The sequence below is a fragment of the Rothia sp. HMSC065B04 genome (genome assembly GCF_001812285.1).
Lineage (GTDB): Bacteria > Actinomycetota > Actinomycetes > Actinomycetales > Micrococcaceae > Rothia > Rothia mucilaginosa.
In genome coordinates, this window is sequence record NZ_KV808406.1 from 105,803 (window position 1) to 131,431 (window position 25,629).

At 59.2% G+C, this 25,629-nt stretch carries 23 protein-coding genes; 12 read left to right on the forward strand and 11 right to left on the reverse strand.

Annotated features, from left to right (window positions below):
* Positions 1–552 precede the first annotated feature (552 nt).
* The 4 genes from HMPREF2845_RS00515 to HMPREF2845_RS00520 all read left to right on the forward strand — a co-directional run bounded on the left by HMPREF2845_RS00515 (position 553) and on the right by HMPREF2845_RS00520 (position 3,273).
* Positions 553–1,386, forward strand: coding sequence for a hypothetical protein (locus HMPREF2845_RS00515; protein WP_049338606.1), 834 nt, complete (start codon positions 553–555; stop codon positions 1,384–1,386).
* Positions 1,387–1,488: 102 nt separating this feature from the next.
* On the forward strand, positions 1,489–1,620 hold the full coding sequence (locus tag HMPREF2845_RS09440) for a hypothetical protein (RefSeq protein ID WP_256370613.1): 132 nt from the start codon (positions 1,489–1,491) through the stop codon (positions 1,618–1,620).
* A gap of 413 nt (positions 1,621–2,033) precedes the next feature.
* Entirely contained in the window at positions 2,034–2,390 is a 357-nt protein-coding gene (locus HMPREF2845_RS09480) for a peptidase inhibitor family I36 protein (RefSeq protein WP_141747363.1), read from the forward strand.
* Between the two features lie 67 nt (positions 2,391–2,457).
* Positions 2,458–3,273 carry a hypothetical protein gene (locus tag HMPREF2845_RS00520; RefSeq protein WP_049346184.1) on the forward strand — a complete coding sequence of 272 codons (816 nt, stop codon included), beginning with the start codon at positions 2,458–2,460 and terminating at the stop codon, positions 3,271–3,273.
* A 215-nt stretch (positions 3,274–3,488) separates the two neighbouring features.
* On the opposite strand, the gene HMPREF2845_RS00525 is transcribed toward HMPREF2845_RS00520, so the two are convergent.
* The 3 genes from HMPREF2845_RS00525 to HMPREF2845_RS00535 all read right to left on the reverse strand — a co-directional run bounded on the left by HMPREF2845_RS00525 (position 3,489) and on the right by HMPREF2845_RS00535 (position 7,127).
* The gene (locus tag HMPREF2845_RS00525) at positions 3,489–4,541 is read right to left on the reverse strand and encodes an ornithine cyclodeaminase (protein WP_005504242.1); all 1,053 of its coding nucleotides are present in this window, start codon (positions 4,539–4,541) and stop codon (positions 3,489–3,491) included.
* 298 nt (positions 4,542–4,839) lie between these two features.
* Entirely contained in the window at positions 4,840–6,435 is a 1,596-nt protein-coding gene (locus HMPREF2845_RS00530; RefSeq protein ID WP_070633593.1) for an amino acid permease, read from the reverse strand.
* A gap of 305 nt (positions 6,436–6,740) precedes the next feature.
* Complete coding sequence (locus tag HMPREF2845_RS00535) at positions 6,741–7,127, reverse strand: hypothetical protein (protein ID WP_012902700.1); 387 nt, start codon at positions 7,125–7,127, stop codon at positions 6,741–6,743.
* 263 nt (positions 7,128–7,390) lie between these two features.
* Here HMPREF2845_RS00535 and fbaA point away from each other — a divergent pair, with 263 nt between their 5' ends.
* Positions 7,391–8,416: a class II fructose-bisphosphate aldolase gene (gene fbaA, locus HMPREF2845_RS00540; protein WP_012902702.1), complete on the forward strand. Its 1,026-nt coding sequence runs from the start codon at positions 7,391–7,393 to the stop codon at positions 8,414–8,416.
* A 183-nt stretch (positions 8,417–8,599) separates the two neighbouring features.
* Here fbaA and HMPREF2845_RS00545 read toward each other — a convergent pair whose 3' ends face one another.
* Positions 8,600–9,181, reverse strand: a complete 582-nt coding sequence (locus HMPREF2845_RS00545) for an arsenic metallochaperone ArsD family protein (protein ID WP_070605210.1) — start codon at positions 9,179–9,181, stop codon at positions 8,600–8,602.
* Between the two features lie 338 nt (positions 9,182–9,519).
* Here HMPREF2845_RS00545 and HMPREF2845_RS00550 point away from each other — a divergent pair, with 338 nt between their 5' ends.
* From HMPREF2845_RS00550 to HMPREF2845_RS00560, 3 genes are all read left to right on the forward strand, one after another.
* Positions 9,520–10,032 carry a PTS sugar transporter subunit IIA gene (locus HMPREF2845_RS00550; protein WP_044150002.1) on the forward strand — a complete coding sequence of 171 codons (513 nt, stop codon included), beginning with the start codon at positions 9,520–9,522 and terminating at the stop codon, positions 10,030–10,032.
* Positions 10,033–10,422: 390 nt separating this feature from the next.
* Positions 10,423–12,027 carry a glycerophosphodiester phosphodiesterase gene (locus HMPREF2845_RS00555; protein WP_049362436.1) on the forward strand — a complete coding sequence of 535 codons (1,605 nt, stop codon included), beginning with the start codon at positions 10,423–10,425 and terminating at the stop codon, positions 12,025–12,027.
* Between the two features lie 350 nt (positions 12,028–12,377).
* Positions 12,378–14,027, forward strand: coding sequence for an NAD-dependent succinate-semialdehyde dehydrogenase (locus tag HMPREF2845_RS00560; protein ID WP_070633595.1), 1,650 nt, complete (start codon positions 12,378–12,380; stop codon positions 14,025–14,027).
* Between the two features lie 156 nt (positions 14,028–14,183).
* Here HMPREF2845_RS00560 and HMPREF2845_RS00565 read toward each other — a convergent pair whose 3' ends face one another.
* Positions 14,184–15,293, reverse strand: a complete 1,110-nt coding sequence (locus HMPREF2845_RS00565; protein ID WP_070633597.1) for a sucrase ferredoxin — start codon at positions 15,291–15,293, stop codon at positions 14,184–14,186.
* Between the two features lie 113 nt (positions 15,294–15,406).
* Positions 15,407–16,030: a TetR/AcrR family transcriptional regulator gene (locus HMPREF2845_RS00570; RefSeq protein WP_070633600.1), complete on the reverse strand. Its 624-nt coding sequence runs from the start codon at positions 16,028–16,030 to the stop codon at positions 15,407–15,409.
* Positions 16,031–16,186: 156 nt separating this feature from the next.
* Between HMPREF2845_RS00570 and HMPREF2845_RS00575 the strand changes: the two genes are divergently transcribed.
* Complete coding sequence (locus HMPREF2845_RS00575; RefSeq protein ID WP_246824576.1) at positions 16,187–17,377, forward strand: ABC transporter permease; 1,191 nt, start codon at positions 16,187–16,189, stop codon at positions 17,375–17,377.
* 142 nt (positions 17,378–17,519) lie between these two features.
* Here HMPREF2845_RS00575 and HMPREF2845_RS00580 read toward each other — a convergent pair whose 3' ends face one another.
* Entirely contained in the window at positions 17,520–18,347 is an 828-nt protein-coding gene (locus tag HMPREF2845_RS00580; RefSeq protein ID WP_070633604.1) for a UDP pyrophosphate synthase, read from the reverse strand.
* A 290-nt stretch (positions 18,348–18,637) separates the two neighbouring features.
* Between HMPREF2845_RS00580 and HMPREF2845_RS00585 the strand changes: the two genes are divergently transcribed.
* The 3 genes from HMPREF2845_RS00585 to HMPREF2845_RS00595 all read left to right on the forward strand — a co-directional run bounded on the left by HMPREF2845_RS00585 (position 18,638) and on the right by HMPREF2845_RS00595 (position 21,378).
* Complete coding sequence (locus HMPREF2845_RS00585) at positions 18,638–19,030, forward strand: RNA-binding S4 domain-containing protein (protein ID WP_070633606.1); 393 nt, start codon at positions 18,638–18,640, stop codon at positions 19,028–19,030.
* 72 nt (positions 19,031–19,102) lie between these two features.
* Positions 19,103–20,584, forward strand: a complete 1,482-nt coding sequence (locus HMPREF2845_RS00590) for an MATE family efflux transporter (protein WP_083308715.1) — start codon at positions 19,103–19,105, stop codon at positions 20,582–20,584.
* A 137-nt stretch (positions 20,585–20,721) separates the two neighbouring features.
* Positions 20,722–21,378, forward strand: coding sequence for an NAD(P)H-dependent oxidoreductase (locus HMPREF2845_RS00595; protein ID WP_070633608.1), 657 nt, complete (start codon positions 20,722–20,724; stop codon positions 21,376–21,378).
* Between the two features lie 264 nt (positions 21,379–21,642).
* Here HMPREF2845_RS00595 and HMPREF2845_RS00600 read toward each other — a convergent pair whose 3' ends face one another.
* From HMPREF2845_RS00600 to HMPREF2845_RS09445, 4 genes are all read right to left on the reverse strand, one after another.
* A complete protein-coding gene (locus HMPREF2845_RS00600) occupies positions 21,643–24,162 on the reverse strand; it encodes a heavy metal translocating P-type ATPase (protein ID WP_070633610.1) in 2,520 nt (839 codons plus the stop codon).
* A 189-nt stretch (positions 24,163–24,351) separates the two neighbouring features.
* Positions 24,352–24,738 carry a hypothetical protein gene (locus HMPREF2845_RS00605; protein ID WP_005507683.1) on the reverse strand — a complete coding sequence of 129 codons (387 nt, stop codon included), beginning with the start codon at positions 24,736–24,738 and terminating at the stop codon, positions 24,352–24,354.
* A gap of 29 nt (positions 24,739–24,767) precedes the next feature.
* Positions 24,768–24,983: a heavy-metal-associated domain-containing protein gene (locus tag HMPREF2845_RS00610; protein WP_044150011.1), complete on the reverse strand. Its 216-nt coding sequence runs from the start codon at positions 24,981–24,983 to the stop codon at positions 24,768–24,770.
* Positions 24,984–25,046: 63 nt separating this feature from the next.
* Entirely contained in the window at positions 25,047–25,472 is a 426-nt protein-coding gene (locus tag HMPREF2845_RS09445; protein WP_070630082.1) for a metal-sensitive transcriptional regulator, read from the reverse strand.
* Positions 25,473–25,629 lie beyond the last annotated feature (157 nt).

The window sequence follows — 25,629 nt, forward strand, 5'->3', positions numbered from 1 at the left end:
TCACAGGGAATATGAGAATCGCACTCTCAAATTCGGTTTGGGACATGCGATGGATTTCCTGACTTCGGCTCGCTAATGATTGCGGGTTGTGGATATGAATGACCACGGCGTCATTCTTTTGAAAGGAGATTCTGATGAGGATCTTTAATAAGTCTCTTGCTGTTGCGGCCTGTGTGGCTGCGGTGACTTTCGGTGCGGTAGCACCTCCGGCACATGCGGGTGTTACTTTCTATTCGGATGCCAATTTCCTTGGGTCCCGTATGTACACCTGGGATAACCCTCATCTGGGTTGGATGAATGACCGTGCATCTTCATTGCATTCTGATGGGTGCCGGTGGCGCTATTACGAAGACAGCCACTATAGGGGTCGCAGGTTTGATTCTTCTTCCGACCTCAACTATCTGCGGGGTCTAAGCCATGAGGGTCTCCATTGGGGCGAGACTTGGGATGACCGGATTAGCTCAGTTAGGTATGTGTATTGCTAGGTGAATGGTGGTAGAGGGACAGGATGCTTTCCTGCTTTAAGTTTTTCCTCCACTCTGAAAGGAGGGTGTGCTCTTGCATAAAAGTAGTGCATTCACAATCACTGCCCTAGCAGGCGCGCTTTTGCTGTCTTCATGCGCTCAGGGAGGTGCCTCAAATTCTGAGTATAAAGCCAAGCTCGATTACGCGAATAATTTGATTACTCTTCCCCTGGATGAGTATGACTATGACGATGCGTCAAGGGCTGTAATTAATGAGGCGGTCGCCCGTATCATGCAAGTATGTTATGTAGCTAAGGGATACTCTGATGCTGTCCCTGTGTTCTCTGATGATCAGCACAGTAATATATATGGTGCCTGGAATGTTGAATATGCCAAGAAGTATGGATATTTCAATGAAGAAAAGTCTCGAGAGCGCACGCAGGCGGCAGAGAAAATACCGGCAGAGATTAGGAAGGAATGTCGCAAGGAAAGTGCCAATCAGTTGAAAGAAATTGAATACGAGAATGACAATGACTCTTTCGCTTACCGGCTTAGACAGGAAGCCTATGCGAGTGCGAAAAGTGATCCGGAATGGAATAAAGTTCGCTCTGAATGGTGGAGCTGCCTAGAGAGCAATGGGTTAACACCACGCAAGGATGACCAGGCGTGGGGTAGTCAAGAGACGTCCAATATTGACGTAAGTTCTAAGAGTGAGGAGGAAAAAACTCAAGAAGTGATTCGCCTCGCAACTATCGAAGCGGAATGTAATCAGAAGGTTGGTATGGCTCAGCGTCTGGGTGATATTGAGGCATCCTACCAGGGGCCTCTCATTGAGAAGAACCAGGCGAAGCTTAACCAGTTGAAAGAAGAGAAAGAAAAGCATGTGGCGAGGGCGCGTGAAATTATCGCCACTAGTCAATAACACATTCTGTTTGAACTGAATAGTACAACTAATAATTGTGATGGAGGAGCCCAGTGTTTGTGGGCTCCTCCTGACTTTCCTGGTTGAAAGGAGTCGGTAACAATGAAGGAATTTGCTGCTCTGTTCGCCTGCTTTGCTCTTAAAGAGTGCTACGCGAAAAAAGGATGCGATTTTGAAATCCTAGAAAATGGCTGGGTTTCTGGTGATGCCTCCGGTATGGCTCCTGGAATGTGAAGCATGTGTGCGCGTCGGAACCTTTTTTATTGGGGTTTTTATTGGGGTATTGGGTGATTCTTTGTTTGGGTGGGGTGTTGAGTTTTTCACATGAATGTGGGTACCCACGGGGTTTGGTTCGTTGTTTGTGGTGGGGTTGTGTGATGTTATCTGGATTTTTTGTCTTGTAAATGTAGTAAATAATATTTAAATATATCTAAAGCGGGTAAATCCCATATTATCATATAAGTGATTTAAATCACTAAATAAATTGCCTAGGTGTGTTAGTATTAATTCAAGTCACAGGGAATACGAGAGTCGCACTCTCAATTTCGGTTTGGGGCATGCGATGGATTTCCTGACTTCGGCTCGCCAATGGTTGCGGGTTGTGGATATGAATGACCGCGGCGTCATTCTTTTGAAAGGAGATTCTGATGAGGATCTTTAATAAGTCTCTTGCTGTTGCGGCCTGTGTGGCTGCGGTGACTTTCGGTGCGGTAGCACCTCCGGCACATGCGGGTGTTACTTTCTATTCGGATGCCAATTTCCTTGGGCCCCGTATGGAAACTGAGGGGACGACCCATTTGGATTGGATGAGTGACCGTGCATCTTCATTGCATTCTGGTGGGTGTCGGTGGCACTATTACGAAGACATTAATCACAGGGGTCGAAATTTTGAATCTTCTTCCGACCTCAACTATCTTCGCGGTCTAAGCCATGCGGGTCTCCATTGGGGCGAGACTTGGGATGATCGTATTAGTTCTGTTTACAAGGTAAACTGCCGCTGGTAATTGTGATGGAGGAGCCCAATGTTTGTGGGCTCCTCCTGACTTTCTTGATTGAAAGGAGTTGGTAACAATGAAGAAATCTTCTGCCCTACTCGCCTGCTTTGCTTTAGCTTTAAGTTCCTGCGCCGCTGCGCCTAAGGATACTAGCCTCAAAGCCCAGCTGGATTTTGAAAATAACTATATTACTCTTCCCCTCGACGAATACGATATGAGTGACCAGGCCGAAGATATAACATATAGGGCGTATTTGTTGATTCTTAAAGAGTGCTATGCGAAAAAAGGATACGATTTTGAAATTCTAGAAAACGGCTTGGTTTCTGGCAACGCCTCCCAGTACGGCTCCTGGAACGTGAAGCATGCGGCGAATCATTTTACGTCCATCCAAGTCAGAGATGAGCAGGAAAGGATTTATAAGAGCATCCCTGAAGACGTCAGGGCCAGCTGCCGCGAAGAGCATCGGGAAGAACTGGATATGCTCTATTTTGATGAGGATGATGAGAAAAAGTACCGCCCCGTCGAGCGTATCCGTAGTGAAGCGTACATGCGTGCGCAGGCTGACCCTGAATGGAAGAAAGCCCGCTCAGATTGGTGGGACTGCCAGCGTGAGAAAGGGTTGACGCCTCGCACCGGGGACGGTGAATGGACGAGCAAAGAAACGGCCAATCTGAATGCTGATGATCCCAAAGTGTTGGAGGAGGTTATCCGCCTGGCAACCATTGAAGCTCAATGTAGCGAGAAGGTGAGGCTGGCTCAGCGTTTGGGTGATCTTGAGGCGTCTTATCAGGGGCCTTTGATTGAGAAGAATCAGGCGCTGCTGAATGAATTGAAGGCTGAACGTGATGCGAAGATAGCGAAGGCGCGCGAAATTATTGCCACCCACCAGTAGCCACACCCGCTGAAGGGCAGAACGGGTGAACCAGCCGCAGAATGCTCACAAGTTGCCCCTAGAAAATCCGTGCATACGAAAATTTCACAAGAAGGAGCCGGGGAGTGTCACCACTCCCCGGCCCTCACTTTATTCACTCTCAACCTCGCAGCCCATGCTGGCGCACCTACAGGCCCGCCAGCTCAAGGCCACTCAGCGTCAGGCTGCTTAGTCCTTTAGCCCACCGGAACGTTAACGTTCACCAGCGAGTACAGATCCTTCGGATCATCCGGGCTAGCAACCAGGTCAATGAACTGCTGCAGGTCGGTGTCCTGCGTGGCCGCACGGGCATAACGCAGACCCGAGAAGTCAGCAATCGCGAAGCCCACCGAGTCGAACAGGGTAATCTGCTCATCCGACACGCGGCCGGGCTCCTCACCGGTCAGAACCTTCCAGAACTCCACCACCGGGAAGTCCGGGTCCTTCTGCTGAATCTCGCCCTCAATGCGGGTCTGCGGCGGGAACTCAACAAACACGGTGGAGCGGTCCAGAATTTCGCTTTCCAGCTCAGTCTTGCCGGGGCAGTCGCCACCAATAGCGTTCAGGTGCACGCCGGGCTTCACCTGGCGGTCCAGCAGAACCTTCGCCTGCTGCTTATCGGCGGTGCAGGTGGTAATAATGTCTGCACCCTCAACAGCCTCGTCCACGTCCTTAGCCAGGTGGATGCGGAAGCCCAGCGGCTCCAGGTTACGGCGGAACTTCTCCATCGCGTGCGGATCAACGTCGTAGACGGACAGGTCCTCAATGCCGAGCACAGCGCGCATACCCAGCGCCTGGAACTCAGACTGCGAGCCGGTACCAATCATTGCCATCTTCTTCGAATCCTTGCGTGCCAGGTGCTTAGCAACCATGGCGGACACGCCAGCGGTACGCAGCGCGGTCAGCAGGGTCATCTCAGCCAGGAACACCGGGTAGCCGTTGTCCACGTCAGCGAGCAGACCGAATGCGGTCACGGTCTGGAAGCCGCGTGCCGGGTTCGACGGGTGGCCGTTCACGTACTTGAAGGAGTAGGTGATGTTGTCGGAGGTGGGCATCAGCTCAATCACACCGAAGGGGGTGTGGGAGGCGACGCGCGGAATCTTGTCGAAGCTCTGCCACTTCTTGAAGTCTTCTTCGAGGAAGTCGACCATGCCGGCAATGATGTTGCCTACGCCGTCCTTCTGAATCCACTTCGCCATCGAGGCGACGTCAACAAATTCCACCGCGTGTGCGCTAGGACGTTCAGTCATGATTTTCTCCTTTGAATATCTGCACAAAACTTCTTTGTGCATCTGGTGGTCACTGCGGATATCTATTATCTCAAAATATATTGCAGGACACACCGTATTAGAAATGCTGTAGATATGTACTTTGCTTTATGTATTACACGGATGTAATACGGAACGAACACGAAAAGACGTGCAGGGAGGGGGGTTCTAGAGTCTAGAGCTCCTAGAGCCTAGACCTCCTAGAGTCTAGGGCTAGGGTCTAGAACCCCCTCATTCGCCTTCGCCGGGATATTACCGGGATTACAGGCAACCGGTCGGGTTAGCTACCCTTCGGGTTGTCCTCGTCCTCAAGGTCACCCAGGTCAATGTGGGTACGAGGCTCCGAAACGAGCTTCTTCACCACGGGGCGGGCAGCAATCACGGGCACGGAACCGGTGTAGCCTTCACGGACGCGAGCAATCTCGTTGACGCGGTCACGAACCGTGTACCAGCCGATAATCAGCAGCGGGATAACCAGCAACAGCGATGCCAGGGTGTAGGTGCCGACCGGGTAATCCAGTGCCATCAGCACCAGCACAACAGCCAGGAAGACCATCACAGCCCAGTCGCTGAAACGACCGCCGGGTGCACGGTAGTTGGGGCGCTTGTACTTGCCCTCGCCGACCAGCTTCAGGTACTTCTGGTGCGACATTGCGATAGCCGCCCAGCTAGCCATGGTGCCCACCGAGGCGATGTTCAGCACGACCTCGAACGCCTGCTCGGGAACGAAGAAGTTCAGCACAACACCGAAGAGGCCAATCACACCGGTCAGCAGAATACCTGCCACCGGAACGCCGGAGCGGGACACCTTAGTGGTGAACTTCGGTGCCGAACCTGCAACACCCATCGAGTGGAGGATACGACCGGTGGAGTACAGGCCAGCGTTCAGCGAGGAAGCAGCCGCGGTAATAACGACCAGCTGCATAATCGGTGCGGTGCCTTGAATACCGATAGCGTCGAAGAAGGTCACGAACGGCGACTCTGCGTCCTTGTATGCGGTGTAGGGCATGAGCAGGCAGAGCAGAACCACGGAACCAACGTAGAAGATCGCGATACGCCAGATCACGGTGTTGATAGCGCGGGGGATAACCTTCTCAACGTTCTTGGTTTCACCACTGGTGGTGCCGACCAGCTCAATACCGGCGTAGGCGAACACAACGCCCTGAACCACGATAAGAGCGGGAAGAATGCCGTTGGGGAAGAAGCCGTCATTGGCTGCAATAAGGCTCAGGCCGGGGGTGACGCCGTTGATGGGCTCACCGAAGACCAGGTACCAGATACCTACCGCCATGAAGGACAGCAGGGCAAGAATCTTAATGAGTGCGAACCAGAATTCCAGCTCACCGAAGAGCTTCACGGAGATGAGGTTTAGAGCCACAGTGACGATAACGACGATGAATGCGCTGAGCCACTGGGGAATATCTGCGAAGAACTGGTTGTATCGACCGAACCAGCTGATGTAGATAGCGATAGCGGTGGCGTCTGCAACGGCGGTCATTGCCCAGTTCAGCCAGTACAGCCATCCGGATACGAATGCGGCCTTTTCGCCGTAGAATTCGCGGGTGTAAGAGACGAAGGAGCCCGAGGAAGGGCGGTGAAGGATCAGCTCGCCGAGGGCTCGAAGAATCAGGTAGCCGAAGAAGCCGATGACGGCGTAGATAACGGCGAGCATGGGGCCTGCGTCCTGCAGGCGGCTACCGGTGCCCAGGAACAGGCCGGTACCAATAGCGGAACCGATGGCAATCATCTGGAGCTGACGTGCGCCAAGCCCCTTGTGGAAGCCTTCCTGTTCGTGTGCGAACGGGTCATCTGTGGGGGGCTTAGTGTACTGATCCGCTGCAGAAGTCTGCGGGTTCTTGTTCGGTGAGGTGCTCACGCTATACCTCCTTGGATAGTTACGTCTGAAGCACGTGTTACACGAAATGTGGTTGGGAACACGTCTGCGGGTTGTAATGACTATAGCACGGTAATTTAGGTAATATAACTCGCATCACGTAACAATTTATATACATATAATGCATATCTTATAAATATATTTGGTTCATGTTGTATTGTGTGGTTTTCATTGTTTTGTGAAATAGATTAATTGAACCCTGAGTCCAAAAAATCAATTATCCCACCACCGCACAGCACAAGAGCACCCACAACGGGGTGCTCTCACAACCTATTCAAAACGGGGACTTAGCCCTCCATCAGGCGGTCAATCTTCGCCCGCAACGCGCGCTCACGACGATTCAACCACCACCAGCTCGGCCAACGCATCAACGACTTACGGCCCACCTGCACGACCGAGGGGAGCTTCGCCTCCGCAAGCGCCACATCAATCTCGTGGTCACTCGCACCCTCATCACGCATTTTCTCCATCAACTCAAGGGATTTCGCCATATCGCCATGCCCCAAAACATGCCGACTCTTACGCTCCAGAATCTCATCCAACTGGGCGCGCACCGGGGCAATAGCCGCCGCATTCGGATGCTCACGCTCAGCACGACGCTGCGCCTGGCGGGCACGCTTCTCACGTTTCGCGTCGAGCTGTTTTGGATTATTTTTAGCGCTCGCCTTGCTCATGGGAGGTTCCTTTCATCGCGTCCGGGTGATGTGTACGCTGGCCTGCACGCACAGAAGACATCAAGTCATTAACACCTCTACTTTACCGCGGTAATTCGCGGAAATTTCGCTGCAGTAAACCCAAAAAAACCCACAAAAAATTAACGATAAATAAGTCGTATCTTGGTAAAATAGTGCGAGTAGGAGGCGTCTCGCGCGCCAACAAAATATGGTGAACCGGCCCAGCATCGGTAACCGGTCGCATCTATCCAAGGAGTCAGCATATGGCTATTGCAACCCCCGAAGTTTACGCAGAAATGCTGCAGACCGCGAAGGAAAAGGGCTTCGCGTACCCCGCAGTGAACGTGACCTCCTCCCAGACCCTGAATGCTGCAATCCGCGGCTTCGCAGAGGCTGGCTCGGACGGCATCATCCAGGCATCCACCGGTGGTGCAGCATACTGGTCCGGCGCTTCCAAGAAGGACATGGTCGTTGGCTCCCTGGCCTTCGCAGCATACGCACGCGAAGTTGCTAAGCAGTACGACGTGAACATTGCACTGCACACCGACCACTGCCCCAAGGACAAGCTGGAAGGCTTCGTCCTGCCCCTGCTGGCAGAGTCCGAGAAGGCTGTTGCTCGCGGTGAAGACCCCATCTTCAACTCCCACATGTGGGACGGCTCCGCAATCGACCTGGACGAGAACCTGAAGATTGCTGCTGAGCTGATCGAGCGTACCTCCAAGGCAAAGCTCGTTCTCGAGGTTGAGATTGGTGCCGTTGGTGGCGAGGAAGACGGCGTTGAAGGCGCTATCGACGACTCCCTGTACACCACCGTTGCAGACGCAATCAAGACCGTTGAGGCAATCGGCCTGGGCGAGAAGGGCACCTACATGGCTGCTCTGACCTTCGGTAACGTTCACGGCGTGTACAAGCCCGGTAACGTTCACCTGCGCCCCGAGCTGCTCAAGGAAATCCAGACCGAGGTCGGCGCTAAGTACGGCAAGGGCGACAAGCCCTTCTACCTGGTCTTCCACGGTGGCTCCGGCTCCACCGAGCAGGAGATTGCAGACGCAGTGTCCTACGGTGTTATCAAGATGAACATCGACACCGACACCCAGTACGCATTCACCCGCCCCGTTGCTGGCCACATGTTCAGCAACTACGACGGTGTGCTGAAGGTTGACGGCGAGGTCGGCAACAAGAAGACCTACGACCCCCGCGTTTGGGGTGCAGCTGCAGAGGCAGGCATGGCCGCACGCGTGGTCGAGGCTTGCCAGCAGCTCGGTTCCGTCGGTACCTCCATCAAGTAAGGTGCTGTTCGCCCGCCGCAGCTCCCGTAGGTGCTGCCGGGTGTGAACCTAAGCTTCGTTAAGCGAAAGCGGTGCCTGCTTCCTCATCACGAGGAGGCGGGCACCGCTCTTTGTTTATGCAGTTCTTTGGGTGCGCAGTTTAGAACCGGGCGAGCCAGGCGCTCATTGCCGGCAGGGGCGGGTTTACTTGCCGCCGCAGCCGCAACCACCGCATCCGCAGCCACCGGACTTCACAGCCACCGAACCGGAGGTGGGGATACCGTCGCCGGTGTCGCCACCCATGAGGTTCACGCGGTTACCAATCTCGGGGCCGCCGACCGGCTGGGGTGCCTTACCCGCCAGGGTTGCCGCGAAACCGGCGGGTTCGCCGCTCAGGTTCGGAATCATCGACGCCGCCGGGGAACCGGACGGGCCGCACGCAGCCGCTGCCGCGTTCGCCTTCGGCTGGGCGACCAGGTGGGCGCGGGAGAAACGCTTAATCTGCTCGGCGGTCGGGTACGCGAAGGACACCTTCACCTCGCCGTTGACCAGCATGAGCGGCAGAACCTCGATGCCGTTCATCTCAATCTGCTCCGCCACCGGTGCGCACTCTTCGAAGGCGGAAGGGTAGGAGTCGGTGGAGTACACCTCAATGTCCACGCCCGAATCCAGAGCCTCCTGTGCGGCGCCCAGGAATTCGGAGCGCTCCATATCCTGCGGATCCTCCGGGTTCTCACCGGGGCCCGGAATAAATACTTCAAGAACGGTTTCAGCCGCTTCAGTCATCAGTTTCAGCCTTTTCTCTCTTATGGGCACCGGCTCGGAGGAGGGGTGCCAGTCCTTCACTAAGTGTACTCGCGACCTCAAGAGTGCAGAAGTGTGAGTTGAAGTTCCAGATTTGCGGAATATTTGCAGAATTCGAGTCGAATGACCCTCAGCTCGTGAGCTACGGGTTTAGGTGTTGTATTCTGAGTGCATATGCACCGGAGTGTGCGAACCCTGCAATTCAGGCAGGCGCCGCCCGGTGTGAAACCAAGAAGGCAACGACGCCCGCATCCGACGCGGACGCATCAGCGCTACAAATACACGCTATTCATAGCGCAACACGACCAGAAGGAGCATACATGTTCGGTTTCGGCAAGAAGAAGAAGGAAGCTGCCGCACAGGAAGCATCGTCCGCAGACGTCTACGTCGCACCTGCTACCGGCGAGTACCTGCCGCTGAGCGAAGTCTCCGACCCCGTTTTCTCTCAGGGCGTTATGGGCGACGGCTACGCAGTGAACCCCACCGCAGGCACCATCGTCGCACCCGTTGCAGGCACCATTGCACTGATTCAGGACACCCTGCACGCATTCATGCTCCGCACTGAAAACGGCGGTGAGGTACTGGTCCACATCGGTATCGACACCGTTGAGCTCGGCGGCGACGGCTTCACCAAGCTCGCTAACGTAGGTGACAAGGTTGAGGCAGGCGCACCCATTATCGAGGTCGACTGGGCAGCTATCGAGGGCCGCATCCCCTCCAAGGAAACCATGGTGATGATTACCAACACCGCAAAGTTCAACATCTCCAAGGACTCTGAGTCTCGTCGCCCCGTCGCAGCCGGTGACCGCGTCGCTCAGGCATCCAAGAAGTAAGCTGAACCAGCGAAAAATAGCTCAGCTTCAACTGCGGTGAAAACCCGCGAAAATACTTAACGCAAAAGGTCGCGTCCTGCAGGCTCAATCGGTCTACGGGCGCGGCTTTTTTCGTTACACGAGAAATTTTTTAACGCCGCATGAAATGCCGCTATTAAAAGCGGCGGAAAAGGAGGAACACATTCACCCGCATTACACAGCGGGTAAGAATGAGGCGCACATAATACCCTATTTTCCTGTAAACGCAGTGAATCACCGATAAAAAATCGTTATCCTACATAGAGTTGTAGTTTGAGTTGAGAGAATCCGGACCCTCAGCTATAAACCAAAACTTCAATGACCAACCACACACATTACGCTCAACTCATAAACGAAAAAAGGACCACTACGGTGACTGCATTCCCGAAGATCTCCAAGAATCTGAGCCGCCGCGGCTTCATTGGCGCCTCCGCACTGGCACCCGCCGCCCTCATGCTCCAGGCAGGCGAAGCCCACGCCGCAGCCAACACCCGCGCACAGCTCGCGGCAGTACACAGCGGCTCCCCCGCACATCAGCTGCTCTACAAGACCGATGAATTCTTCATCGCCCACCGCGGCGCCGGCAACATCAGCCCCGAACACACCGCCTACGCGTACGCAGAATCTGTACGCCGAGGCGCCCTCGCCGTCGAAATTTCCGTACGCACCACCAGCGACGGCCAGTTCGTCTGCATGCACGACACCAACATCAAGCGCACCACCGGTGCGTCCATGGACGTGCGCGGCCACACCCTCGCCGAACTGCGCCAGCACAAGGTCAACATGCGCAAGAACCTGGGCGAAAAGACCGACCTGTACAACATCCCCACCCTCGAAGAAGCCATCGCAGCCGTTGACGCCGTACCCGCAGGCGGCGAATATGCCTCCGTCGGCGGCAAGAAGGTCGTACTGTTCCTCGAAGCGAAGGACGGCCCCGCACAGGCAGGCCTCGTCAAGTTCATCACCGAACGCGGCCTGCAGCGCCGCACCGTCATCAAGATGTACCGTGACGGCAGCGGCGGCTTCAAGCCCACCTCCCGCTACCTGAAGCTTGCCAACTCCGCAGGCTGCGCCACCTGGTGCTACTTCGACGGCGGCGACCCCATCGACAAGATTTCCGCAATGGCACGCCACGAAAACGTGGACGCCATCGGCGTACCCTACTACGAGAAGCCGACCGGCGCTTCCCAGGGCTCCATGAGCGAAGAGAACGTACGCGCCCTCACCGGCCTCGGCAAGGCAGTCATCGTCTGGGAAATCCACCGCCGCTCCGCCTACGAAAAGTACAAGGCACTGGGCGTGAAGGGCTTCATGTGCCCCGACCCCTACTGGGTAATCGGTGACCCCTTCGACTCCAGCGTCAAGATCAAGACCGGCAAGCGTCCCCACGGCATGCTGCCCGCCGACCCCTCCGTCGCAGCGGACATGCCCGACCTGACCGGCGTAGCCATCGTGCACAACCAGCGCTACGACGAATCCGTACTGCTCGGCCCGCTGGCGAACTACACCACCCGCGAAAAGTACACCCTCGACTTCTCCATGAAGTGGACCGGTGCACTGCCGCAGCAGGACGGCCACTACGGCTACGTCGCTTTCGGTCGCGAACACGACGGCCCCTTCGGCATCGGCAAGAAGTTCGCCGCAAACCAGGAAGACGGCACCTACGTGCTCGCCATCCGCCCCAACTACCGCGGCAACTCCGTAGCGCAGATTCTCTGCTTCGAACCCAAGCAGACCAGCCCGCGCGTGCTGCACACCATGAAGCTGCGCCAGAAGGTCACCACCGGCCAGGCACTGAACTGCAAGATTGTGGTGAACAAGAACAGCTTCTACTACACGGTCAACGGCCAATACTCCAGCCCCATCAACCACAGCGCCTACCGCGGCCCGTACGTACACTTCGGCCGCTTCCACGGCACCAACGATGGCGGTCCTCTGGAGCTGACTCGAATCGAGGCACGTCAGTCCTGGATTTGAGAGGACCGGTGGGCCTAGTCCACCTAGGGGCCCGCCTCACCGCCGCTCAGCGGTGAGAACACGGGTACCGGGCAGAGCGGATGCAACACCGAGCATCCCTTCCGGGCAATGCCTTCCATAATCCTCAGCTAGGACTCTCGCGCGCTGAGCGAGAATCCACCCGAAGGGGGTCGTATCCAACGCGGATGCGGCCCCCTTTGGCGTGCCTGCGGCCTTTCCAGGGTGTGGAGAAGCGCGGGCGAGGGCGTGCAGGCGCGCGGGGCAGGTTCGAGGGGTAGGGGAGCGTGCAGGACTAGAATTAAAAGGGTCAGAGTCGACCGCACCGGCCGCCCCAACCCGAAAGGCACGCCATGACCACCTCACCCGAAAGCTCCGCCGCAAAGACCGCTGCGAAATCCGCCCAGCTGCGAGGCCGCACCGAACCGCACATGCAAAGCATCAACATGCCGCAGCGTGAACCCATCGACCCCTACGAGAGGCCCTCCTACCCCTTCTTCTACGTGCCCACCGACCTGCTCATCGGCGGCACCTGGGTCACCGGCGACAACGGCTCCTTCCCCGTACACAACCCCTCCTGCGGCCAAATCCTCGCGCACGTCGCCGACGCCAGCGTCGAACAGGGCATCGAAGCACTCGACGCCGCCTGCGACGCCCGCACCTCATGGGCGGCAACCAGCGTCCGCGAACGCGCCGACATCCTCAACCGCGCCTACACGCTCATGACGCAGCGCACCGAAGTCATCGCCCGGCTCATGACCCTCGAAATGGGCAAGCCCCTCGACCAGTCCCGCGGCGAAGTCGCCTACGCGGCAAACTACCTGCGCTGGTACGCCGAAGAAGCTGCCCGCAACTTCGGCCGCACCGGCCTCGCCCCCGAATCCGGGCTGCAGATCACCACCGTACGCCGCCCCGTCGGCCCCTGCCTGCTGATTACCCCCTGGAACTTCCCGCTCGCCATGGCGGCACGCAAGGTCGCCCCGGCGCTCGCGGCGGGCTGTACCGCGGTGCTCAAGCCCGCCTCCCTGACTCCGCTCAGCTCCCTGTACTTCGCGTCCCTGATGCGTGAGGCGGGCCTGCCGGACGGCGTGCTGAATGTGGTGACCACTTCCCGTACCGGCGAGGTTGTCTCCGCGCTGATGGCTGATGAGCGCCTACGGAAGGTCTCGTTCACCGGCTCCACCGCCGTGGGCCGCACCCTGCTCGCGCAGGCCTCGCAGAACGTTCTGCGCACCTCCATGGAGCTGGGCGGTAACGCCCCGTTCATTGTCTTTGAGGATGCGGACATCCCCGCCGCCGTGGAGGGCGCCTACGCGGCGAAGATGAGGAACATGGGCGAGGCGTGCACCGCCGCCAACCGATTCATCGTGCACGAGGACATTGCTGAAGAGTTCACCCGCGCCTTCGTGGAGCGTATGGAGGCGACCGTCGTGGGTGACGGAACCGTCGACGGAACCGACTGCGGACCGCTAATTCAACCTTCAGCGGTTGAATCTATGCTTTTTATGGTCGAAGACGCCCTGGGTAAGGGCGCGCTCCTCGCCTGCGGCGGGTACATTCCCGAGCTTGCAGAAAACGTTCCGAGCGATACCGGCGGCATGCCCAAGAACCTGAACAAGGGCAACTTCGTGACCCCCACCGTGCTGACCGGCGTGACCGATTCGATGCGCGTGTGGCGTGAAGAAATCTTCGGCCCCGTCGCCCCGATTGCCACGTTCGGCGGCTACGGTGAGGAGGGCGAACGCACCGCCCTGAAGCTCGCCAACGACACCGAGTACGGCCTGGCGGCGTACGTGTACACGAGCAACCACCCGCGCTTTACGCGCATGGCGGCTGGTCTGGAGTTTGGCCTGATCGGTTACAACTCCGGCGTTATCTCGAATGCGGCGGCCCCCTTCGGTGGTGTGAAGCAGTCCGGTATGGGTCGCGAGGGCGGCCCCGAGGGTCTGGAGGAGTACACCGAGCTACAGTACATCGGTGCGCCGAACCCGTTCGCCGGATAAGCCTGTCCGCTGGATAAGGTTGAAATATCGGTTACGGTGAACCCTGGATACGCCGAACCCTGGATACAGTGAAGCCCCGGCGGGCACCCGAGAAGGTGCCCGCCGGGGCTTTACGCTGTCTACATCATGCGCGGGTGCTAGAGCTGGCGCAGGGGGTTAGAGCTGGTGCAGCGCGAGCAGCTCGCGGCTGAAAGCATCTGCGGGACCCTTGCCGCACGAGTTGGGGCGCGGCTCAAGGGCGACCCGCTCGAAGAAGGTGACCCAGGTGCGTCCGTCGGTGTGGGAGGTGAGTGCCGCCTCTATGGTGGGGTGTTCGGCGGTATCTACCGCGGGGTCGATGCCTGCCTCACGGAGTGTACTCAGTGCCTCCGCTACCGATGTTTCACGTGAAACCAAACCTCCAGAGGTTACTTCTTCACCCTTTTTCTCCAGTTCGAGGCGTACGGCAACCTCCGCCGCCTGCTCCACCGGGGTATCCGTGCTGCGGCCTCGCAGACCGTGCAGCGACGGAATGGAACGACCCGCCAGCGACAGGTACGCCGCCAGCGCCGAAGGCTCCGACAGGCGACCGTAGGTGTAGCCGGTGGGCAGCATAATGCCGACCGGGGCAAAGCGGTGACCGCCCGTATGCGAGCACTCCCAGACCACATTACCCGGCAGGATATCCGCCAGGTGCGCCGCAATGGGGCGACCGCGCAGGGCACAGCAGCGGTCACGCTTGGAGTGGGCGCACACGAGAATGGCGGGGGAATCAATGAGCTCCGCGCCGGTCACCTGAATCAACTCCTGGGGGTTGCCCAGGGGTAGGTCGAGGAGCTGCTCGGGGGTGCTCACGCTGAACGAGTAGAGCTTCTCTTCACCCGGGGTGCAGAGCGCGTAGAGCACCCGGTGGGTCGGGTTGCCGGATGCATCCGGCGCACCGTGCAGCACGCGGCCCGCCCTGCCCGTCTGGCGGATCAGCAGGAACTTCAGCCCCGCCTGCGAGACTGCCTCACCCAACGCCTCCGAAAGCTCCTCGCCGAGGGCGGAGCCGTCCAGCACGTCGCGGCCCCACTGGCCCACGTGCTCGAGAGCCAGCCAAGCGGTGGCGCGTCCGGCGGTGCCGCCGAGAGCCTCGTCGTCGTAGAGGGAGCAGGAATCCGTCGGGATGCTCGTGGCGCGGGTGCGTGAAGAGAGCTCATCGGCGTGTGCGGCACGCAGGTTGTTCAGCTCGGTGGGGTTGGTGGCGCGCGGCTCGGGGGTTGCGGGGGTGCAGGATTCAGTCATGGTTCCTCGATTCTACGCCTGCAGGATGTGAATGACCTATGTTGCCCCTGTATGGTCTAAATGCTGAAAAACAACCGCTCAAGGGTGATTTTTGGGGACTAGCGGGCGGTCAACTACTCAGGAAGAAGTGCTGAGGCGACGCGGTAGAGGCGGTCCTTTTCCTTGGGGGTGCCGAAGAAGGAGCGGAGCATGTACCCCTGGAAGACCATCATGAAGGCGTCTGCAGTGTCGCGGGCGTAGTCGGCGATGAGCGCCTCCTGTTCGGGGGTGCGCTGCGCTGAATTGGGGTTGATTTCGTGTAGAACGCTGAGCTGTTCGGCTGCCCAGGGGGTGAGGGTCTTTACGATGATGCCCTGCAATAGAGGCATGGTGTCTGCGGTTGCCCTGGCGATTTCGGGTGCGTGGAGCGATTTGGCGCGGATGCGCAGCATGGCGGAGAAATTGTCGTTTACCAGCTGGTTCGTGTGGATGGTTTCGAGAATATCCTGGGGGCCTGCGCCTTCGGGGAGTGTTTCGTAGAGCTTTTTGATGTTTTCGAGGCGTTCGTTGATGGCGGTGGTGAGGATGTCTTCTTTGCCGGAGAAGTGCGAGTAGATGGATCCGGAGGACAGCCCGGAGGCTTTGATGATGTCGCTCATGGAGGTGTTGGTGTAGCCCTTTTCGAGGAAGCAGCTAACGGCGGCTTCGATGATTTGGGCTCGGCGTGCGGCTTTGGTGGCGTCTGTTAGTCGGGGCATGGTTCCAGTTTAGGGAGTGGGCACAAAACTTACAAACACAATGGAAGTTCTTTTTGTGACTTTACAAACAAAATAGCTATTTTGTTTGCACTCGGTAAAAATCGAGAGTAGAGTTCTGACTCGTAAACGAAATAAGCATTTTGTTTGGAGATTGTCATGAACAACGAAACCGCCACCGCAGTCACCGCAGAATCGGTGAGCGCCGCCAACCCCACTACCGCCGAAACCACCAAGACCCTGGCAGAAACCCCCGAGCGTTCCTCCTGGATCAAAGTCATCAGCACCTCGCTGCTGGCATCCCTGATCGTTTCGCTCGTTATCCTCGCCTTCACCTGGCCCACCAAAACCATGGAAACCAAAAACCTGCCCGTCTCTATCGCAGGCCCCGAGGTGACCGTCAGTCAGTTTGAACAGTCCCTCAAAGACCAAGGTATTGAAACCTTCGACTTGAAGCAGGCATCCTCCCGCAAAGAGGCTGAACAGCAAATCAAGCAGCGCGAAACCTACGGCGCAATCATCTTCACCGAAGGCGCCGCCCCCGAAGTGCTGACCGCACCAGCCGCAAACGCCGCAGCAACCCAGATGCTCAACGGTGTTGCCACCCAGCTGAACGCGCAGATTCAGCAGAAGGCACTCGCCGCTAAGACGGAAGCCCTCACCCAGGCGGTGCAGACGGGCGGTGAACAGGGTGCGCAGGCCGCCGCCCAGCTGGAGCAGATGAAGGTGCAGGCCGAGCAGGCATCCGCAATGGCGGTGAAGACCACCGTCGTGGTACCCCTGAGTGAGAATGACTCCTCCGGTTCCGGTATCGCTATCTCCGCATTTCCGCTGGTCATTGGCGGTATTCTCGGCGGTTCCTTCTCCGTACTGCGCGTGAACGGCACCTGGCGCCGCTTCGCCACCGCAACCCTGTACTCCGTCATCGGTGGTGCACTGACCGCCCTGATTCTGAACGTCTGGTTCGGCATCATCCCCGGCGACTTCGCAACCCTGTGGGCTGCGTTCGGCGCTACCTACCTGGCGACCGCCTTCTTCATTGTGGGTGTGGGTGCACTGTCTTCGCCGCTGATTGGTCTCGCAGTAGGCGCGGGCATCACCATGTTCATTGGTAACCCGATTTCGGGCGCAAGTATGCCGAGCGTGTTCCTGCCCGGTGTGTGGGGGCAGATTGGTCAGATGTTGGTGCCGGGTGCCTCCTCGACTCTGCTGCGTTCGATTGCGTACTTCCCGGAGGTTGCAACGAGTGACCAGTGGCTGGTGCTTGGTTCCTGGATTGCGTTCGGTCTGCTGACCGGCGTGATTGGCTGGGCTCTCAAGGAGCGCCGCACCGCAACGGTGGAGGCATAACCACCGCGGGTTGGATAACCGGCGCAACGTAGCCGGCACAATATAGCCGGTACAGCTTAAGAAGGGTGTGTGCCGTGTTCACTGAACACGACACACACCCTTTTCTGTCGGCATACTGGCTGTTACCGACTGCTATTCGCTGTTACTGGTTGTCGAGCACGTACTGCTTGAACTGCTCGTCCCGGCGTTTGAATTCTTTGAGCTCATTCTCCAGGGCTGCCTGGTTCTTGGCGACGAGCGGCTTCTGGTACTGCGCTTGCAGGTCGTAGAGCTTCTGCGAACGGCCTATATCCCGGTCGCACTGCGCCTCGATGGTGGCGATTCGAATTTCTTCCTCGGAGGCGACGGCGCTCTGAGGAATATTCTTTTCTTCCTCGACGGTCACCTCACTATCGGGGGTGAGGCCCTTATCCTTGACGCATCGCTTCCACTCGTCGTCAAGAGATTTTTTGAGTTGCCTATCGCCTGCGGCATTTCGGGCGTCGGTCTCCAAACGCGTAAACGTGCTGCTTCCGAAGGGTATCTCTCCAATTTGCTTCATCTCATCGACGGCGCGCTGATAGCATTCGGTGCGGACATCCTTCCCAGGGTCGGATGAGGCGGCAGGGGAGGAGAGGTCCAGCGTATTTGAGTCTTCGCGCTCGTGGAGGCCGTATTTTTGGGCGTGCTCAACGTTCCAGATCCCGTAGGTTCTGCCGAGGTTCCTGCCGGATCCTTCGGTGGGGACGAACATCTCGTAGTGTTGCCCGTGTTCGGCAAAGCACTTTTTGCGGGCGAGCTCAAGGGCTTTGGTGAAGTATTCGCCCTTGCCGGCGGTGTTGTATGCGTCCAGAGGCAGGATCACCCGGTCATTTTCTGTGTCGAAGATTGCTCGGGCGCTTTCATCCTTCTCCAACGTGGGACCGAAGGAGCAAGAAGACAGCACAGTGCTGATGAGGGCAGCCGCCAGAAGCTTTTTCAAAGCTGACATGGTGTATATCCAATCTGTTACGGGGAGCCCGTGGCGTCGCGGCCACAACCCCCTGTAGACCACGCGAACTAGGTGGCCCTGAGAACACTTCTTGAGAAGGTGACTTAACAATACCCCTAGTGGATGCGGGTTTGCGCTCAATAGGGAGGTGCGTGCAGTAGAAAATTTTCTGCCGCTTGGCGGGTTCGGTGCCGGTTGCGGATTTGCCCGGTGAGATTACGGTGAGATTGCGCAGGATAGGTGGGCGCACCTGATTTGGTGCCCCGCCCGCCTCGCGCCACAATGAACACATGACCGCAGAAGACACCACCACACTAACCAGCGCCAGGCTCGACCTCTGGCTCTGGTCAGTGCGCATCTTTAAAACCCGCTCCCTCGCCGCCGACGAATGCAAAGGCGGCCACGTGCGCGTCAACGACGCCCCCGCCAAACCCTCCCAAAAACTCAAAAAAGGAGACGTGGTGCGCGTGCGCTACCCCGGCTGGGAACGCGTCTTCAAAGTTGAAAAACTCCTCGTCAAACGGGTAGGCGCACCCATCGCCGTCACCTGCTACGAAGACCTCTCGGGCCCGCGCCCCGCCTACCTTTCCATGCCTCCGGTCGCTAAACGCGAACGAGGCAGCGGCCGCCCCACCAAGAAGGAACGCCGTGCCCTCGACGAACTGCGCGGCCGAGGCGCCTAAAGCGCATCTCGCAGAGTGCACCCCACCCCGCGCGCAGGCACCCGCGGCGGCGGCGGGGAGTAGCCTAGAAGGATGAGCACACAGAAGCACCCTATTGCTGAACCCGGTAGCACTGCACCCGGCGCGCCCGCGAAGAATACCGCGACGGTAGCGAGCCCCGCCGCGAATACCGCCGCGGGCCCCAGTGCCAACGCCGCTGCGAACACCGCCGAGCCTTCGCTGAACCGGCGCATCCTCGCCCTCGCCGTACCCGCCTTCGGCGCGCTCATTGCTGAACCCATCTTCGTGCTCACCGACTCTGCCCTCATCGGCCAACTCGGTAAGGCAGAACTTGCGGGCATGAGCATCGCCGCCACTCTCGTCACCACGGTCGTGGGCCTCATGAACTTCCTCGCCTACTCCGTCACGCCCGCCGTGGCGCGCGCCTTCGGCGAGAAGAACCTGCGCCGCGCCTGGCAGATCGGTGTGGACGGCGTGTGGGTTGCCTTCGGCCTCGGCATGCTCCTTATGATCGCCGGATACGCCTTCGCAGACCCGCTGCTGCGCGGCCTCGGCGCGACCGACGAAACCATGAGCTACGCCCTCGACTACCTGCACCACTCGCTGTGGGGTATTCCGCCGATGATGATTATCCTCGCGCAGGTCGGCACGCTCCGCGGGCTGCAAGACACCGTCACCCCGCTCAAAGTCGCCACGGTCGGCACGCTCGTAAACATTGTGCTGAACTGGCTACTCATCTACCCGGTCGGCTGGGGTGTCGCCGGTTCGGCGACCGGCACCTCCCTCACCCAGTGGGGCATGGCGGCCGCGCTCGGTGTGGTCATGATGCGCGGCACCCGCGAACACGCCGTCCGCTGGGCACCCGACGTCGCCGGCATGCGTTCGGTGCTCTCACTCGGCTCCTGGCTCATGCTGCGCACCCTGTCCATGCGCATTGCCTCCCTGCTGACCGTGTTCGTCGTGGCACGATTCGGCACCGAACACACCGCCGCATACCAGCTCGGCATGGGCGTATTTAACCTCTTCCTCTACGCCTTGGACTCCCTCGCCATCGCCGCCCAGGCGCTACTCGGCAAGGAACTCGGCGAACGCGACCTCAACGTAGAATCCGAACGTGCGAAGGTGCGCCAGCTGAAAAACCGGCTGCTCCGCATGAGCCTCATCTACGGCGTCATCACCGGCCTGATTTGCCCGCTCATTGGCTTCTTCGGCTCCTGGATTTTCACGCAGGACGCGCAGGTGGCGTTCCTCTTCACCATCGCCACCGTCATCATTGCCCTCGGCCAGCCCATCGCCGCGTACGTGTTCACCCTGGACGGCATCCTCATGGGCGCGCAGGACGTGAAATACCTGGCGATTGGCTGCTTCATCATGCTCGTCATGTACGTGCCGGTCATGCTCGGCCTGCACTGGGCGGTCGGCGCCGGCACCATGGATGCGCTCGCCGGGTATTGCGGCTTGTGGGCGGCGTATATTCTGTACTTCCAAGGAATCCGCGCGGTCATTTTCGGTCGCCGCGCCCGCTCGGATGTGTGGATGAAAGCCGGTGCCTAAACCCCTCCCTAAACCCCTCGAGCCTGATTGCTTCGCGCATACGTGCTCTGGGCGTAATGGCTCACAATTAGACCGCCCGCACCCTCCGCAGGTGTAGCATGACAGGATATTGAAACCCTCATGCAAAGGATGAAACCGTGACCGTAACCCGCGAAGAAGCCCTCGAAATTTTCGCCCGCCGCCGCGCAACCCGTGCCTACGACCCCGACCGCCGCGTCAGCGACGAAGACTTCGCCGCAATCCTCGAATTTGCGCGCCTGTCGCCCAGCTCCGTCGGCACCGAGCCGTGGAAGTTCCTGGTCATCCAGGACCCCGAACTGCGCGAAAAGCTCAAGCCGATTGCCTGGGGCATGGCGGGCGCCCTCGACGACGCGAGCCACGTGGTCGTACTGCTGGCGAAGAAGGGCCTGCGCTACGACACCCCGTGGATGCGCCGCACCCTCGAAGGCCGCAACCTCACCGAAGAGCAGATGCAGGCTGCACTCGAACGCTACGGCAACTTCCAGAAGAACGACATGAAGGTCCTGGAAAGCGACCGCGCGCTCTTCGACTGGGCATCCAAGCAGACCTACATCGCCCTGGGCAACATGATGACCGGCGCCGCAATGCTCGGCATCGACTCCTGCCCCATTGAGGGTATGAACTACGAAGCAGTGAACGAGCTGCTCGTTTCTGCCGGCCTGTTCGACCCGGAAGAGTTCGGTGTGTCCGTGGCTGTGACCTTCGGTTACCGTGCTCGTGAGATTGCGCCGAAGAGCCGCCGCTCCATCGAGGACCTGGTCACCTGGGCATAAGGTTCTTGCCTGGCTCTCGGCAAGGTTTTCTTGCCGGGTTTTAGGCTCGGGCTGTTGAGCTCGGGCTTTCAGGCGGGGCGTTTGAGCTAGATGCTCAAGCCGCCGCCCGTGAAAACTGAATATAAAGAAATGCACCGCCTTTACACGGGCGGTGCATTTCTTTATATCTTTTACCGTGCGAAAAGCACGGCGAGATATGCTTTTGAATTTTTCGTTCAGGCTATTTCAATAGCTAATGTTTGGGCAATTTCGCGTTATGTTTCGCTACTTCCTAAACGCCGTCAGACGCATAGAATTCAGCACCACAAACACCGAACTAAACGCCATTGCCGCACCCGCAATCATCGGGTTCAGCAGGCCCGCCACGGCGACCGGAATAGCCACCGTATTGTAGGCGAACGCCCAGAATAGGTTCGACTTAATGGTGCGCAGCGTAGCGCGGGAGAGGCGCAGCGCCGTCACCACCGAGGCAATATCCGAGCGGGTCAGCACAATATCGGCAGCCTCCGCGGCAACGTCCGTGCCCGAACCCATCGCAATGCCCAGCTCCGCAAGAGCCAGCGCCGGGGCGTCATTCACGCCGTCGCCGACCATCGCCACGCGGTGACCGGCGGCCTGCAACTTCTCAACCACCTGCGACTTACCCTCCGGGGTCACGCCGGCGTACACGTTCTCAGCCGAAATGCCGACCTGCGAGGCGACCGCCTGCGCAACCTGCGGGGCGTCACCGGTGAGCAGGATCGGCTCCAGGCCGAGCTCACGCAGCTGTGCCATGGTCTCTGCAGCCTCCGGCTTGGGGGTGTCGGCAACCGAAATCATGCCGACCGGCTGCAGAGAGGAGGTGGTGTTCGGGGCCTCATCAGGTGCCTCACCGCGGGCAACCACCACGGTCGTCAGACCCGCCCGGCGAGCCTGATCCAGCAGAGCCAACTGGCCCTCACTCAGCTGCGCACCTGCCGCCTGCAGGTACTCGGGAGTACCCACAACAACCAGTCGGGAGGCGCCATTCTCGGTGCTTTCCTTGGCACCGTCACCCGCGCCGCTCAGCACGCCGCGCACGCCTCCGGGAACACCCTCAAAGCCGCTCACACTCGGCGCCGAAGCACCCTCAGCCAGCACACCCTGCTCACGGGCAAAACCGGCAATCGCGCGGGCAATCGGGTGCTCACTCAGCGCCTCCACGGCGGCGGCATCACGCAGAACAGACAGGGAACGCTCATTCTTGGAATCTGCGGATTCCGGCGAAATACCGGCAAAGTCACCCGCCGACTCATAGTCGTCAAAAGTGCCGTAGAACGCCACAGACATCTCACCAGTCGTCACGGTACCGGTCTTATCCAGAACCACACGATCAACCGTGCTCGTCGCCTCCAGCACCTGCGCATTACGAATCAAAATGCCCAACTGCCAGCCGCGACCCGTACCCGCCAACAGAGCCGTCGGAGTCGCCAAGCCCAGGGCGCACGGGCACGCCACCACCAGCACCGACACCGCCGCGTTGAACGCCGCCGCACCGTCACCGGACACCAGCCACCAGCCGACCAGAGTCAGCGCCGAAATCACCAAAATCACCGGCACAAACACCGCAGAAACACGGTCCGCCAGGCGAGCAATAGGAGCCTTCGTCTCCTGCGCGCTCGCCACCAGCTCACCCATCTTCGCCAGAGTCGTCTCAGCGCCCACGCGGGTCGCACGCACCGTCAACGAACCAGACGTATTCACCGTGGCACCCGTGACCGCATCACCCGGACGTACCTCCACCGGCACAGACTCGCCGGTCAGCAGGGACGCATCCACCGCGGAGGTACCCTCGACCACCACGCCGTCCGTGGCAATCTTCTCGCCCGGGCGCACCAGGAACAGGTCATCCGGCATGAGGTCCTCCACCGGAACCTGCACCTGCTTGGTCACGCCCTGCTTATCGGTGCGCAGCAGGGTCGCCTCCTTCGCGCCCATGCTCAGCAGGGTGCGCAGCGCATCCGAGGAGCGGTGGCGGGTGCGGTGCTCAATTGCGCGGCCAATCAGCAGGAACAGCGTCACCATGGACGCCGAATCGAAGTACAGCGGCGCATGGTGGCCGGTAAACATCGACCAGAAGCTGCCGCCCGCATGGTGCACGTGCGCCGTCAACGCCGGGTTCATGAGCAGCTGCGCCAGCGAATAGAAGTACGCCACGACCACGCCGAGGGACACGAGCGTATCCATCGTGGAGGAGCCGTGACGGGCATTGATGAGCGCGGCGCGGTGGAACGGCGCGGCGCACCAGAACGCGACCGGCGCGGTCAGAATCGCCACGACCCAGCCCCAGTTCGGGAACTGGAACGCCGGGAACATGGAAATCAGGAAGATGGGCACACCCAAAATCGCCGCATAAATAATGCGGTCGGTGAAGCCGCCCTTCATGCTCGGGGTGGTGTGCTGACCGCCGCCGCCGGATGCGCTCGCGTTCGTTCCAGCGCCCGCGCGCGGCCCGTTCTTGAGGTGCGCCGTGTAGCCGGCATTGTTGATGGTCTCAACGATCTGCTCGTCGCTCACACCCTCGGGCACGATGACGCGCGCCGACTCCAGCGGCAGGTTCACCGCCGGGTCAACGCCGGGGATTTTGCGGAGCTTACGCTCCACACGACCCACGCAGGATGCGCAGGTCATACCCTGAATATCCACGTGGATGATTCGGGTTGACTCCGTTGATTTTACTGTCGTTCCGGCGGAATTAAAAAGAGAGCGCTCACTCTGTGATGAGGGCTCGCGGGTGGTTGGTGAAGGCTGTGTAGAAGACACAATACTTCCTCAAAACTCAAAAACGGGAGGGTAGAAAAAGCACGCACCAAGCCGGGGGAGGGACCCCGAAGGACCCCGCCCCGGACGGTGTATGGTGCAGTATCAGGACGCGGCGTCGAGCGCGCGCGGGCGAAAGCTGCGGGTAAAACTGCGAGGCTGTAAACGCGGCGGCGAGAGTAAAGCTGCGGCGGCTCAGTGGTCGCCGGGCAGCCCATCCGGCCTGCTCGTATGCGGACGAATACCGGTCACCTTCGCGCCACGATCAGACACACCGTAGGCACGCTTCACGGCAGCCCGCGGGAACGGCGAAGCGTTCGCCTTCTCACGCGCCTTCACGCCCTGCTCGTGCTCGGCGGAACGCTTATTCGCGCTCGTGCCGCTACGTCGCGCCGCACCGGGTGCATCCTCACGCGCCGTGTATTCGGGGCTCTGCTTCACCCACGAATCGACCAGCGCCGCATCCAGATTCATCTGCCTGGCCACGCGGGTGATCGCGTCGCGCAGGTGCATGTTTTCGGCGCCGACAAGGGTGCGGACCGCGCCAACAACCATCGCAATGTACTGCGGAGGGTAAGCCATGATGACTCCTAATCGAGCCGGCTGCCGCGCTAGACGGCGGGGGTGAAGCCAGCCTCTACGATAGCGTCTGCAACAGCCTGGGTGTTGAGGGTGCCCTCGTGCTCAATGGTCACGGTGGAGACGCCGTCCTTGACGACGTCCACGGTCACGCCGGTCACGCCGGGAACTTCGCTGACCTCTTCGCTGACGCTCATAGCGCAGTGGTTGCAGGTCAGGCCGGTTGCCTTAACGGTGGTGGTGCTCATGATGATTTCCTTTCGGTAATGGGTTGAAAACTTGGGGCCGCCCGGTGTTTAGGGGCAGCGTGTTTAGCTGCGCATGAGGCGGGAGATTGCGGCGGTTGCCTCTTTGACCTTGGCCTCTGCGATGGTCGGGTCGCCGGTGCGTTCGGATTCGATGGCGGCGCCGGTCACGCAGTGGCCGATGTGCTCTTCGAGCAGGTTCAGGGAGACGGCGTGGAGCGCCTTGGAGACCGCGGCAACCTGGGTGAGGATGTCGATGCAGTACTTGTCTTCATCGACCATGCGGGCGATGCCGCGGACCTGCCCTTCGATGCGGCGCAGGCGCTTGAGGTGCGCCTCTTTATTGGAGGCGTAACCGTGTTGGGTTTCGGGCGCCTCGCCGCTGCAGCATGCGCCGGTGTGCGCTTCGGACTGTTCCTTGGCGGGTGCGTCGGATGCGGTGCTGACCTGGTCGGATGTGCTGTGGCAGCACTGGTTGCTAGTGGTTTCCATGACTCCAGTATATACCCTAGGGGGGTATACTGCAAGGGGGTGTTACGGGTTGTTACGCGGTGAGGGTGTGGGCTGGTCGGGGAGGGGCTCGTCGATAGGGGGCGCCGATAGGTTACGGCCCTATCGATAGGTTAGTGTCTTCACTGCGGGTTAAAGA